Below are 13,172 nucleotides of genomic sequence, written 5' to 3' on the forward strand. Positions count from 1 at the left end.
GCACGATGCATCTGCTGCGCACCACGCCGGGCGGCTTCGTCGACGATACGCAGGGTGTCGTTCGGATCGACCAGCAGCCGGCCGACATCGTGATCCTGAGCTCGGCCGACACGACGCTGTCGCTGCTGGCCAGCGTCGTGCCGAAGCTGCCGGCCGGCTTTCCGAGCGTGCGGCTCGCGAACGTCACGTTCCTGCGGCAGCCGGCGTCGGTCGATTTCTATGTCGACGACGTGCTGCGTCACGCGAAGACGGTCGTGATCGATCATCTGGGCGGCGAAGCGTACTGGCCGTACGGGATCGAACAGGCCGTGTCGCTCGCGTCGAAACGCAGGCAGCAGCTCGCGATGTTCTCGGGCGACCTGCAGGAAGATCCGAACCTCGTCGCGAAGAGCACAGTCGCGCCGGACCTGTGCCGGTTGTGGTGGCGCTATCTGCGCGAAGGCGGGATGCACAACGCCGAAGCGTTGCTGCGCAGCATCGCGTTCCATACGCTCGGGGTCGGCGACGAACCCGAGCTGCCGCGCCCGCTGCCGGCCGCCGCGCTGTATCACCCGGCGCGCGACCCGGCGAGCGTCGACGACTGGCGTCCGCGCTGGACGCCCGGCGCGCCCGTCGTCGCGATCCTGTTCTATCGCGCGCACTGGCAGGCCGCGAACACCGCCGTGTTCGACGCGCTGGCCGATGCGCTCGTGCGCGAAGGGCTCAATCCGCTGCCGATCGCCGTCACGTCATTGAAGGATGCCGTGAGCCGCGAGGTCATCACGCGGCTGTGCGACACGCACGGTGTCGCGCTCGTGCTGAACACCACGGCCTTCGCGGCCGGCGCGATCGACAGCCCCGAGCCCGACGTGCTCGCCGGCGACGCGCCGGTGCTGCAGGTGATCCTGTCCGGCGGCAACCGCGACGCGTGGGTGGCCGACAACCAGGGCCTGCATGCGCGCGACATCGCGATGCACATCGCGTTGCCCGAGGTCGACGGGCGCATCGTCACCCGCGCGGTGAGCTTCAAGGGGCTGGCATATCGTTGTCCGCACACCGAAGTCGACGTCGTGCGCTACCAGCCGGACGCCGAACGGATCGCGTTCGTCGCGGCGCTCGCGCGCGGCTGGTGCCGGCTGCGCACGCTCGACCCTGCCGACAAGCGCATCGCGCTGATCCTCGCGAACTATCCGCAAAGCGAAGGGCGGATCGGCAACGGCGTCGGGCTCGACACGCCGGCGTCCGCGCTGCGCGTGCTGGCGGCGCTGCGCGATGCGGGCTATAGCGTGGCCGACCTGCCGGCCGACGGCGACGCGCTGATCGCGCGGCTCACCGAAGGCGTGACCAACGACCCGGCCGTGCGCGCATTGCGCCCGGCGTTCCAGAGTTTCGCGCTGGCCGATTACATTGCGCGTTTCGCGCGGCTGCCGGCCGCCGTGCGCGACGCGCTGAACGCACGCTGGGGCCCGCCCGAAGCCGATCCGACGCTGCGGCAGGGACGGCTCACGATCGCCGGCTGGCGCGCGGGCAACGTGTTCGTCGGCATCCAGCCGTCGCGTTCGCGCGGCGAGAACGACTATGCGAGCTACCACGATGCGGATCTCGTGCCGCCGCACGCGTACCTCGCGTTCTATTTCTGGCTGCGCGATGCGTTCGGCATCGACGCGGTCATCCACCTCGGCAAGCACGGCAACCTCGAATGGCTGCCGGGCAAGAGCGTCGCGCTGTCCGACGCGTGCTGGCCCGACCTGACGCTCGGGCCGCTGCCGCACCTGTATCCGTTCATCGTCAACGATCCGGGCGAGGGCAGCCAGGCGAAGCGCCGCGCGCAGGCGGTGATCATCGATCACCTGATGCCGCCGCTCACGCGCGCGGAAAACTACGGCCCGCTGCAGGATCTCGAACGGCAGGTCGACGAATACTACGAGGCGCTGATGGTCGATGCGCGGCGCGCGAAGCTGCTGCGCAAGACGATCCTCGCGACGATCGCCGAACACCGGCTGCACGACGAACTGAGCGTGTCGCCGCCGCGCGATGCGGGCGACGAAGATGCGCTGCTGACGCGCGTCGACGCGTGGCTGTGCGAATTGAAGGAAGCGCAGATTCGCGACGGGCTGCATGTGTTCGGCGCGTCGCCGGCCGACCGTCAGCGCCGCGACACGCTGCTCGCGCTCGCGCGCTTTCCGGTCGGCGACGGCAAGGGCGAACGTGCGGGGCTGATCGGCGCGCTCGCGCGCGATCTCGCGCTCGGCGACGATTTCGATCCGCTCGCGGCCGACTGGGCCGCGCCGTGGACGGGCCCGCGGCCGGCCGTGCTGCAGGCGCTCGACACATCGCCGTGGCGCCATGCGGGCGACACGCGCGAGCGGCTCGAACGGCTCGCGCAGCAGTGGCTCGACGGCGTGTGCGCGGCCGGCAGGTCCGGCGCTTCCGGGATCGGCACGACGCCGCCCGGCGACTGGCCGCACACGCTCGCCGTCATCGAACGCGTGCGCGCGACGCTGACGCCCGCGCTCGACGCGTGCGGCGGCGAGGAAATGCGCCAGCTGCTGCGCGGGCTCGACGGCCGCTTCGTGCCGCCGGGGCCGAGCGGCTCGCCGTCGCGCGGCCGCCCCGACGTGCTGCCGACGGGCCGCAACTTCTATTCGGTCGATACGCGCGCGGTGCCGACGCAGGCCGCGTGGTCGCTCGGGCTGAAATCCGCGCAGCAGCTGATCGAACGCCATCTGCAGGATCACGGCGACTATCCGCGCGCGATCGGGCTGTCGGTCTGGGGGACGGCCACGATGCGCACCGGCGGCGACGACATCGCGCAGGCGTTCGCGCTCATCGGCGTGCGGCCGAAATGGGCGCACGGCAGCCATCGCGTGACCGACTTCGAGATCCTGCCGATCGAGATCTTCGACCGGCCGCGCATCGACGTGACGCTGCGCGTGTCCGGCTTCTTCCGCGACGCGTTCCCGAACCTGATGCACCTGTTCGACGCAGCCGTGCAGGCCGTCGCCGCGCTCGACGAGCCGGAGGCTCTGAACCCGATCCGCGCGCGCGTCGAGCGCGAACGCGCAACGTGGATCGAGCGGGGCGTGGCGCCGGACGAAGCGCGGCGCCGTGCCGGCTGGCGCGTGTTCGGCGCGCGGCCGGGCAGCTACGGCGCCGGCCTGCAGGACCTGATCGACCAGCGCCGCTGGCAGAGCGATGCCGATCTCGCCGATGCGTACCGCCAGTGGGGCGGCCACGCATACGCGCAGAACAGCGCGGGCGAGCCCGCGCCCGACGTGTTCGGCGAGCGGCTCGCGACGATCGACGTGGTCGTGCAGAACCAGGACAGCCGCGAACACGACATCCTCGATTCGAACGACTACTACCAGTTCCAGGGCGGGATGACGGCGGCCGTGCGGCACCTGTCCGGGCAGCAGCCGAGCATCTATCACGGCGACCATGCGAACCCGGCCGCGCCGAAGATGCGCACGCTGCGCGAGGAAATCGCGCGCGTGATCCGCTCGCGCGTCGTCAATCCGAAATGGCTCGACGGCGTGAAGCGCCACGGCTACAAGGGCGCGGCCGAGATGGCCGCGACCGTCGACTACCTGTACGGCTACGACGCGACCGCGCGCGTGCTGTCGGACCACCAGTACGCGCTCGTCGCCGACGCGTACCTGTTCGACGACGACACGCGCGCATTCCTCGAACGCCACAACCCGAAGGCGCTGCACGGCATCTGCGAACGCTTCGTCGAAGCGATGCAGCGCGGGCTGTGGCAGCAGCCGGGCGACTATCGCGAGCGGATCGAAGCGGTCTGGCTCGACAGCGAACAACTTCAGGAAGGAGGACGGCGATGACCGATCCGACGACGCAGCACGCACGCGCGGTGTTCCCGTTCGCGGCGCTGGTCGCGCAGCAACCGCTGCAGCAGGCGCTGCTGCTCGCGGCGATCGACCCGTCGCTCGGCGGCGTGCTCGTCAGCGGGCCGCGCGGCACCGCGAAATCGACCGCCGCACGCGCGCTCGCCGAACTGCTGCCCGAAGGGGCATTCGTCACGCTGCCGTTGTCGGCGAGCGACGAGCAGGTCACGGGCACGCTCGATCTCGCGCATGCGCTCGCCGAAAACGGCGTGCGCTTCCGGCCGGGCCTGCTCGCGCGCGCGCATCGCGGCGTGCTGTACGTCGACGAGGTGAACCTGCTCGCCGACGGGCTCGTCGATACGCTGCTCGACGTCGCCGCGAGCGGCGTGAACGTGGTCGAGCGCGATGGCGTGTCGCATGCGCACGACGCGCGCTTCGTGCTGGTCGGCACGATGAACCCCGAGGAAGGCGAACTGCGCCCGCAATTGCTCGACCGCTTCGGGCTGATGGTCGAACTCGCGAACTGCTTCGACGCCGCGCAGCGCGAGCAGATCGTGAAGGCGCGCCTCGCGTTCGATCTCGATCCGGATGCGTTTCGTGCACGTCACGCGGCCGCGCAACGCGAACTCGGCGACCGGATCCACGCGGCGCGGGCAAAATTGTCGACGCTGGATTTCGACGATGCGGTTCACGCGCGCGTCAGCGCGCTGTGCATCGACGCGGCCGTCGACGGCCTGCGCGCCGACCTCGTGATGCTGCGCGCCGCGCGCGCGCTCGCGGCGCTGGAACAGGCCGACGCGGTGACGGTGTCACATGTCGAACGCGTGGCCGACGCGGTGCTGCGGCATCGGCGTCATGCGGGTGCGCCGCCGTCGTCGGGCGCGTCTCGCACGAATGCAGAGGGCAGCGGCGACCGTGACGACCCTGCGCCGCCGGACCTGCGCCGGCAGCCCGATCATCGACCGGGCGCGGCACGAAACGATGCAACGGCGTCGCAAGGCGACTGGGGCTACCTGCCGCCCGAGCCCGCCGGACTGCGCGACGTGAAAGGCGTGGTGCCGCTGCCGCTAAAAAAACGCTGAGCCATCGAGCCGACGCCGCCGCGAACACCGTTCGCGGTCCTCGATGGCAGCCAGGCGCTGCCGCGCGCGTGCCGGGTACGGTGCGTGCCGGCACGGCCGTTGCATGGCCGGCGACGCTCGCCGCGAAGCGCGGCGACCCGCTGCACGCCGACCACTTGCGTTTTCGCAAGCAGGCTGGCACGCCGCGCGCACTCCATTGCTTCGTGCTCGACTGTTCGGCGTCGATGCTGTCGCACGAACGGCTCGCGCTCGCGAAAGGGCTGATCGTCGCGTACTTCGACCGGGCCGCGCGCGACCGCGTGGCAACCGCGCTGATCTGCTTCGGCGGCAACGGCGCCGCGCGGCGCTTCGGCCCGGCCGTGCCGCGCTGGTGGAATGCGCGCTGGCTCGAGCCGGTGGACGGCGGCGGCGGCACGCCGCTTGCGGACGGCATCGCGGCCGCCGCGCACTTGCTCGCCCGCGCCGCGCGGCGCACGCCGGACCAGCAGCGCTGGCTGTGGGTGCTATCCGACGGGCGCACGCGCGAGACGCCGCCGAAACCGGCGGCCGCCGATCACGTCGTGTTCGTCGATTTCGACGATGCAGCCGTGCGGATCGGGCAGGGCAGGCGGCTCGCCGATGCATGGGGGGCGCAATGGATGACGGCCGCGTCGCTGTGCCCAGGGCTGGCCGGCTGATCCGGTGATCTGATCTGGCGCGCGGGCCGGGCCGGCCGATCGCCGGCGCTGCGCTATGATCGCCGTTTCTACTCACCGGAATGCCTGCCATGCAAGTACTCGTCGATGCCGACGCGTGTCCCGCCGTCATCAAGGACATGCTGTTTCGCGCCGCGCGTCGTGCCGAGATCTGCGTGACGCTGGTCGCGAACCAGTTCCTGCGCACGCCGCCGTCGCCGTTCATCAAGGCGCTGCAGGTGCCGGCCGGCTTCGACGTGGCCGATGCGCGGATCGTCGAGCTCGCGGCAGCCGGCGATCTCGTGATCACCGCCGACATCCCGCTGGCCGCCGCCGTCCTCGACAAGGGCGCGCATGCGCTCGACCCGCGCGGCAACTGGTTCAGCCGCGAGAACATCGAGGAGCGCCTGTCGACGCGCGCGATGATGGATCAGCTGCGCAGCGCGGGCATCGACACGGGCGGGCCGGCTCCGTTCAGCGCACGCGACGGCAAGGCGTTCGCGTCGCAGCTCGACCGGTTCCTGGCACGCCACGGCAAGCCGTGACCCGTCAGGCCCCGCGCATCGGTCGTGCGATACGTCACCGGTTTCGCGTCGAACCGTCCGCTGCGGCAGAATACGGATGCTGCCCCGGCATCGATGTCGTGGCGCGAACGACCCACCGGAGGGCATGGATGTCACCGACTCAACTTCTCGTTCCAACGTTCACCCAGATGCTGCGCGCGCAATCCGCGTGGCTCGACAAGGCCGTGGCGCACCGGCAGGCCGCCGGCGACGCGCCCGATGCGGTGCTGACGCTGAAGCTCGCACCCGACATGTATCCGCTTGCGGCGCAGGTGCGGTTCTCGTGTTTCCAGGCGATGGAACCCGTCTACCGGCTGCGCGGCGAACCGCTGCCGGACGCGCTGCTGGCGTTGCGGGAAGCCGGCTGGCATGCCGATGCGCAGCCCGGCACGCTGGACGACGCGCAGGGCATCCTCGCCGGCACGATCGCGTTCCTCGGCGAACTCGCGCCCGATGCACTCGACGGCGGCGCCACGCTGCCGGTCGCGCTCGCACTGCCGAACGGCATCGCGTTCGACATGACGGGCGAGCAGTACGTGCGCGACTGGGCGCTGCCGCAGTTCTATTTTCATTCGATCGCTGCGTACGCGATCCTGCGCCATCACGGCGTCGAGCTCGGCAAGGCCGACTACGTGCCGCACATGCTGGCCTACGTGCGGCCCGGCACGATTCCGCAGGGTTGAACGGTCGAGCGGACGATCCCGCCGCCGCGCACCGGCATGACACGCGCCCTGTTCATCTGCAGCCGCAATCGGCTGCGCAGCCCGACGGCCGAGGCGGTGTTCGCCGCGTGGCCGGGCGTCGAAACCGACTCCGCGGGCCTCGCGCCCGACGCGGAAACGCGTCTGTCCGCGGAACAGCTCGAGTGGGCCGAAATCGTGTTCGTGATGGAACGCGCGCACCAGGCGAAGCTGTCCGCCCGATTCGGCGGCCGGCTGAAGCACAAGAAGATCGTCTGTCTCGACATCCCCGACCGCTACGCATACATGCAGCCGGAACTGGTCGCGCTGCTCGAGCGCAAGGCCGGGCCATTGCTGCGCGCGTGAGCCGCGCGGGCCGGTTCAGCGCGAGCGAAGCGGCCCGTCCGCGAGCGCGGAAAAGCGGTCGAGGTGCAGCAGCTCGATGATCTTGCGGGTCGGCACGCTCGCACGCAGCGTCTCCAGCCGCTCGACGTCGAACCACTTGCAGCGCGCGATCTCGTTGCTCGCGCGCGGCGTCAGGTGTTTCGGCACGTCGGCCACGAACACGTGATGGAGCTTCGTGAGGCCGCCGAACTGCACCGCGTAGTCGAGCGCGAGCCCCTCCAGCCGCGTTTCCTCCGCCAGTTCCCGCTGCGCGGCCTCCAGCGGCGTCTCGCCGCGCCGGATCGTGCCGCCCGGCAGCGACCAGCGCGCCGCGGTACGGGCGACCAGCAGCACGCTGCTGCGCTGGCGGCACACGATCGTGGCGCGTTCCTTGATGCTGACGACGGTATCCGGCCCGGTATTCATGTTCGGCAAAACAAAACTGGTGCTCAATCGTGAAGGGAAATGCACGTCGGCCGATCGCCGGGCACGACGGCATGCAAGCCGCCGCGCCGATCATACCGGCCGTTCGTGACAGTTCCGTGCGTTGCCGCGCGCAACGCGGATCACCTCACGCGTGCGTGTCGATCCCCGGGCGCGGCGGCTTTCCGGACCGCCCGAGGCGCGGCTTGTGGACGGTACGCCGGTGGCGATGCGGCGGCGTCACATGCGGGCGCACCGGCGCGGGTCGTGCCACCGGCGCGGCGGCCCGCGGCTGTAATTGTCCCTCGCCAAAATGGAAGGTCTGGGTTTGCGCGCGCGCGACGCCCAGCGTCGACGCCAGCAGGATGGCCGCGAGCAGCATGCGTTTCATGAAATCTCCGTCTTTCTTCAGTTGAGCACCGTCCGCCAGCTTAGCGAATCGCGTCCCGGCGCGGCAACCGGCCGGCGTTCGGTGTCGCCCCACTTGCGGCCGGCCGCGTTCTCGGCGCGGCCGCCGGGGCATCTCCGGCTTGACAACGAAATTCGTGAGTGTGAATATAAATTCACGCACAAGAATTATTCTTCGAGTCCGGACAACCGTGCCGCTGCTGTCGGCACGGCGGAACCGGCGGTCCGATCAACCGGAAGCAGGAGCGAGACGCATGGCGGAACTGAAGCAGCAGGGCGCGTTGGCGGGGTTGCGCATCATCGATCTGTCGCGGGTGCTGGGCGGCCCGTACGCGACGCAGATCCTCGCTGACCACGGCGCGGAGGTGATCAAGGTCGAACCGCCGTCGGGCGACGAGACGCGCACCTGGGGGCCGCCGTTCGACGGCGACACCGCGTCGTATTTCCTCGGCGTGAACCGCAACAAGCTCGGCATCGCGCTCGACCTGACGCAGCCGGCGGATCGCGAGCGGCTGCTCGGCCTGCTCGAGCACGCCGATGCGCTGGTCGAGAACTTCAAGATCGGCACGATGGAGCGCTGGGGCCTCGGCTTCGACACGCTGCACGCGCGCTTTCCGCGCCTCGTCCATTGCCGCGTGTCGGGCTTCGGCGCGGACGGCCCGCTCGGCGGACTGCCCGGCTACGACGCGGCCGTGCAGGCGCTGGCCGGGCTGATGAGCGTGAACGGCGAGGCGGGCGGCGCGCCGCTGCGCGTCGGCGTGCCGATCGTCGATCTCGTCACCGGGCTGAACGCGGCGCTCGGCGTGCTGATGGCGCTGCGCGAACGCGATGCGAGCGGGCGCGGCCAGTTCGTCGAAGCGACGCTGTTCGACTGCGCGCTGTCGATCCTGCATCCTCATACGCCGAATTTCTTCCATTCCGGGAAGGCGCCGGCGCGCACCGGCAACGCGCATCCGAACATCACGCCGTACGACAGCTTTCCGACCGCGAGCGTCGACATCTTTCTCGCGGTCGGCAACAACGGGCAGTTCGCCGCGCTGTGCGACGTGCTCGGCACGCGCGACTGGCCCGCCGATCCGCGCTTCGCCGACAACCGCGCGCGCAGCGCGAACCGCGCCGCGTTGCGCGCGCTGCTCGAAACGGCGCTGGCCGCGCACGACGGCGCGGCACTCGCCGAGCAGCTGATGCGCCGCGGCGTGCCGTGCGCGCCCGTGCTCGGGCTCGATGCGGCGCTCGACCATCCGCATGTCGCGCATCGGCAGATGAAGGTCGAACTGGGCCGGCATCGCGGCATCGCGTCGCCGATCAAGCTCGGCCGCACACCGGCCACGTACCGGCGGCCGCCGCCGGCGCTGAACGAACACGCGGCTCAGGTGTTTGCCGAGGATGCATGCGACGCCGGCCACGGCAACGACGCCAACGACAACGCCGGCCGCACGCGCCGCAACTGACACGCCTGGCGGCCGGCGGCCGTGCGAAGGCGCCCCCGACGCCGCCGCACGCCCGCACGCCGCTTCGGACATCGCGCCGCACCGCGCCCGACGCGCGCCGGCGCAACAGGAGACACATCATGCTCGCATGGATCGGCGCGATCGCGATCGTCGCGCTGTTCGGCCTGATCATCACGAAGCGGCTGTCGCCGCTCGTCGCACTGATCGTCGTGCCGGTGGCCGCGTCGCTCGCGGCCGGCTTTGGACTCTCGACCGGCACGTTCATCGTGCGCGGCGTGCAGAACATCGGCCCGATCGCCGGGATGTTCGTTTTTGCGATTCTATTTTTCGGAATCCTCACCGATGCGGGGATGCTCGACCCGATCATCGCGGGCGTGCTGCGCGTGATCGGCTGCCATCCGCCGCGCATCGTGACGGGCTCGGCGCTGCTCGCGCTGCTGATCCACCTGGACGGCTCGGGCGCCGTCACGTTTCTCGTCACGCTGCCCGCGATGATGCCGCTCTATACGCGGCTCGGCATGGACCGGCGGATTCTCGCGTGCGTCGCGTCGATGGCGGCCGGAGTCAACTTCCTGCCGTGGGTCGGGCCGATGCTGCGTGCGTCGGCGGCCTTGCACATTCCCGGCTCGGCGATCTTCATGCCGATGATCCCGGTGCAGATCGTCGGGCTCGCGTTCGTGTTCGGCACCGCCTACGTGCTCGGCGTGCGCGAGGCCAAGCGGCTCGGGCTCGATCGCGCCGGCGCGGCGTCGCTCGCGGTCGCGCCGCGCGAGCTGACCGACGCCGAGCGCGCGTTGCGCCGGCCCGGCCGCTTCCGGATCAACCTGGCGCTGACGCTCGTCGTGCTCGGCACGCTGGTGTCGGGCATCGTCGACCCGATGGTGATGTTCATGCTCGGCACGGTCGCCGCGCTCGTCATCAACTATCCGGACGTGCAGGCGCAGCGCGAGCGGATCGACGCGCACGCGAAGGCCGCGCTGATGATGGCGAGCGTGCTGCTCGCGGCCGGCGCGTTCACCGGGATCATGTCCGGCACCGGGATGCTGAAGGCGATGGCCGAGGTCGTCGTCGCGCACGTGCCGGTCGAGCATGCGCGCCACATGCCGTTCGTGCTCGGCCTGCTGTCGATGCCGCTCAGCCTGCTGTTCGATCCCGACTCGTTCTACTTCGGCGTGCTGCCGGTGCTCGCGGAAAGCGCGAAGCTGCTCGGCGTACCGCCGATCCAGATGGCGCAGGCCGCGCTGCTCGGCCAGATGACCACCGGGTTCCCGGTCAGTCCGCTCACGCCCGCGACGTTCCTGATCGTCGGCCTGACCGGTGTCGAGCTGGCCGAGCACCAGAAGTTCACGATCCCGTTCCTGTTCGCCGCCACCGTGCTGATGGTCTTCGCCGCGGTCGTGGCGGGCGTGTTTCCGTTGTGAGCGTCCGCCTGCCTGTCGCGCCGCGCCGGCCGCGACCGACACCCCTCGAAGGCCGACATCGTCTTGAGCGCGGCGCGGCCGTTCACGTTTTCCTGGAGAGCAATCCATGCAGTTCGACCTGACCGACGACCAGCGCGCGATCGAAAGCGCGATCGAGAAAATCTGCGCACGCTTCGGCGACGACTACTGGCTCGAGCGCGATCGCGCGGGCGGATTTCCGTCCGACTTTCACGCGGCGCTCGCCGAGGCCGGCTGGCTCGGCATCGCGATGGATCCGGCCCATGGCGGCGCCGGGCTCGGGATGACCGAGGCCGCGCTGATGATGCGCGCGATCAGCGCGTCGGGCGCCGGCCTGTCGGGTGCCTCGGCCGTCCACATGAACATCTTCGGGCTGAACCCGGTGCAGGTGTTCGGCAACGACGCGCAGAAGGCGCGCTTCCTGCCGCCGCTGATCGCCGGGCGCGACAAGGCCTGCTTCGCGGTGACCGAGCCCGACGCCGGCCTCGACACGACGCACCTGAGCACGCAGGCGCGCCGCGACGGCGACCACTACGTACTGAGCGGACGCAAGATCTGGATCTCGACCGCGCAGGTCGCGAACAAGATGCTGATCATCGCGCGCACGACGCCGCTCGACCAGGTCGCGAAGCCGACCGACGGCTTGAGCCTGTTCTACACCGACCTCGACCGTTCGCGCGTCGAGGTGCGCGAGATCGAGAAAATGGGCCGCAAGGCCGTCGATTCGAACATGCTGTTCATCGACAACCTGCGCGTGCCGCGCGACGATCTGATCGGCAACGAAGGCGACGGCTTCCGCTACCTGCTGCACGGGCTGAACCCCGAGCGGATCCTGATCGCCGCCGAGGCGATCGGCCTCGGTCAGGCCGCGCTGCGACGCGCGACGCAGTATGCGTGCGAGCGCGTCGTGTTCGGCCGGCCGATCGGGCAGAACCAGTCGATCCAGCATCCGCTCGCGCAGGCGTGGATGCAGCTCGAGGCCGCGTGGCTGATGGTGATGAAGGCCGCGACGCGCTACGACGCGGGGCAGCCGTGCGGCGCGGAGGCGAACGCCGCGAAGTACCTCGGCGCGGAAGCCGCGTTCCAGGCGTGCCAGACGGCGATCGCGACGCACGGCGGGATGGGCTATGCGAAGGAATACCATGTCGAGCGCTACCTGCGCGAGTGTATGATTCCGAGGCTCGCGCCCGTGAGTCCGCAACTGATCCTGTGCTACATCGCGGAGAAGGTGCTCGGGCTGCCGAGGTCGTACTGACACGCGGCGGCTCGCCCGGCGCGCGTTTCCCGTTCCGAATCAAGCGCTCGTCATGGACGTCAAACTCGTTGCCCGCACGCTCGATCTCTTCGAGCTGTTCGCCGCCGAACGGCGGCCGCTGCCGCTCACCGAACTCGCGCGCCTGCTCAACGTGCCGGCGTCGAGCTGCCTGGCGATGGCGCGCACGCTCGTGAGCCGCGGCTATCTGTACGAGGTGCGCAAGCGCGGCGGCTACTATCCGACGCGGCGCCTGCAGACGATCGCCGCCGCGATCGACGCGACCGATCCCGTCGTCGACATCGTGCATCCGCATCTCGTCGCGCTGCGCGACGCGAGCCGCGAGACGGCCGTGCTCGGCAAGATCCAGGGCGCATCGGTCACGTATCTCGACGTCGTCGAGTCGGAGCAGGCGATCCGCTATACGCGCCAGCCGGGCGAGTTGCGCCCGCTGCATGCGAACTCGATCGGCAAGGCGATCTTCGCGGAACTCGCGAGCGATGCGCAGCAGGCGCTCGGCGCGCAGTTGTCGTTCGAGCGCTTCACCGATGCGACGGTGGCCGACCTGCCGACGCTCGTCGCGCAAACCGCGCGGTTTCGCGAACTCGGCTGGGCCGAGAACTTCGGCGAGAGCGCGCCCGAGCTGTCGGCGATCGCGGTCGCGCTGACGCTCGACGGCGACTGGTACGGGCTGTCGGTCGTCGGGCCGACCGAGCGGATCCGCCAGCATCGCGACACGCATGCAGCGCTGCTGGTCGATGCGAAGGCGCGGCTGCTGGCCGAGCAGGGGCGCGGCTAGCAAAGGCCGCGAAGCGGGGCGGGGCGCCTGCTTCGCTTCGCGTCCGTTCGCCGCGATGGCGGATGCCGGATAGCGACCGGGAAAGGCCACATCGCATCACGTGCCGGTACGCCACTTCCCGACGGTCGCTGCGAACGCGTACGGCTGCTGCGCGATATCCGAGCGGCTCGGCGCCCGAACCACGCCATCGCCCCGG

At 70.4% G+C, this 13,172-nt stretch carries 12 protein-coding genes; 10 read left to right on the plus strand and 2 right to left on the minus strand.

All coding sequences use genetic code 11. The features are described from left to right. Positions 1 to 5 precede the first annotated feature (5 nt). The 6 genes from cobN to NQV17_RS17520 all read left to right on the plus strand — a co-directional run bounded on the left by cobN (position 6) and on the right by NQV17_RS17520 (position 7,186). Positions 6 to 3,818: a cobaltochelatase subunit CobN gene (gene cobN, locus NQV17_RS17495; RefSeq protein ID WP_257773194.1), complete on the plus strand. Its 3,813-nt coding sequence runs from the start codon at positions 6 to 8 to the stop codon at positions 3,816 to 3,818. Next, positions 3,815 to 4,903, plus strand: a complete 1,089-nt coding sequence (locus tag NQV17_RS17500) for an ATP-binding protein (protein ID WP_257773195.1) — start codon at positions 3,815 to 3,817, stop codon at positions 4,901 to 4,903. Before cobN ends, NQV17_RS17500 begins: the two co-directional genes overlap by 4 nt. Positions 4,904 to 4,971: 68 nt before the next feature. Further along, positions 4,972 to 5,580, plus strand: a complete 609-nt coding sequence (locus tag NQV17_RS17505) for a VWA domain-containing protein (RefSeq protein WP_257773196.1) — start codon at positions 4,972 to 4,974, stop codon at positions 5,578 to 5,580. A gap of 89 nt (positions 5,581 to 5,669) precedes the next feature. After that, positions 5,670 to 6,122: a YaiI/YqxD family protein gene (locus tag NQV17_RS17510; protein ID WP_044843557.1), complete on the plus strand. Its 453-nt coding sequence runs from the start codon at positions 5,670 to 5,672 to the stop codon at positions 6,120 to 6,122. 128 nt (positions 6,123 to 6,250) lie between these two features. After that, entirely contained in the window at positions 6,251 to 6,823 is a 573-nt protein-coding gene (locus tag NQV17_RS17515) for a DUF1993 family protein (RefSeq protein WP_257773197.1), read from the plus strand. 36 nt (positions 6,824 to 6,859) lie between these two features. Beyond that, positions 6,860 to 7,186, plus strand: a complete 327-nt coding sequence (locus NQV17_RS17520; RefSeq protein WP_257773198.1) for a low molecular weight protein tyrosine phosphatase family protein — start codon at positions 6,860 to 6,862, stop codon at positions 7,184 to 7,186. Between the two features lie 15 nt (positions 7,187 to 7,201). On the opposite strand, the gene NQV17_RS17525 is transcribed toward NQV17_RS17520, so the two are convergent. Continuing rightward, positions 7,202 to 7,630, minus strand: a complete 429-nt coding sequence (locus NQV17_RS17525; RefSeq protein ID WP_124520781.1) for an NUDIX hydrolase — start codon at positions 7,628 to 7,630, stop codon at positions 7,202 to 7,204. A 145-nt stretch (positions 7,631 to 7,775) separates the two neighbouring features. Further along, a complete protein-coding gene (locus tag NQV17_RS17530; protein WP_257773199.1) occupies positions 7,776 to 8,018 on the minus strand; it encodes a hypothetical protein in 243 nt (80 codons plus the stop codon). 271 nt (positions 8,019 to 8,289) lie between these two features. On the opposite strand from NQV17_RS17530, the gene NQV17_RS17535 reads away from it, so the two are divergent. The 4 genes from NQV17_RS17535 (at position 8,290) to NQV17_RS17550 (ending at position 12,976) form a co-directional block, all read left to right on the plus strand. Beyond that, on the plus strand, positions 8,290 to 9,486 hold the full coding sequence (locus NQV17_RS17535; RefSeq protein WP_257773200.1) for a CaiB/BaiF CoA-transferase family protein: 1,197 nt from the start codon (positions 8,290 to 8,292) through the stop codon (positions 9,484 to 9,486). Positions 9,487 to 9,605: 119 nt separating this feature from the next. Beyond that, positions 9,606 to 10,907: a CitMHS family transporter gene (locus NQV17_RS17540; RefSeq protein WP_257773201.1), complete on the plus strand. Its 1,302-nt coding sequence runs from the start codon at positions 9,606 to 9,608 to the stop codon at positions 10,905 to 10,907. A gap of 106 nt (positions 10,908 to 11,013) precedes the next feature. After that, on the plus strand, positions 11,014 to 12,180 hold the full coding sequence (locus tag NQV17_RS17545; protein ID WP_257773202.1) for an acyl-CoA dehydrogenase family protein: 1,167 nt from the start codon (positions 11,014 to 11,016) through the stop codon (positions 12,178 to 12,180). Between the two features lie 52 nt (positions 12,181 to 12,232). Continuing rightward, positions 12,233 to 12,976, plus strand: coding sequence for an IclR family transcriptional regulator (locus tag NQV17_RS17550; protein ID WP_257773203.1), 744 nt, complete (start codon positions 12,233 to 12,235; stop codon positions 12,974 to 12,976). Positions 12,977 to 13,172 lie beyond the last annotated feature (196 nt).

Origin of the sequence: Burkholderia sp. SCN-KJ (assembly GCF_024656005.1) — a bacterium.
Taxonomy (GTDB): domain Bacteria; phylum Pseudomonadota; class Gammaproteobacteria; order Burkholderiales; family Burkholderiaceae; genus Burkholderia.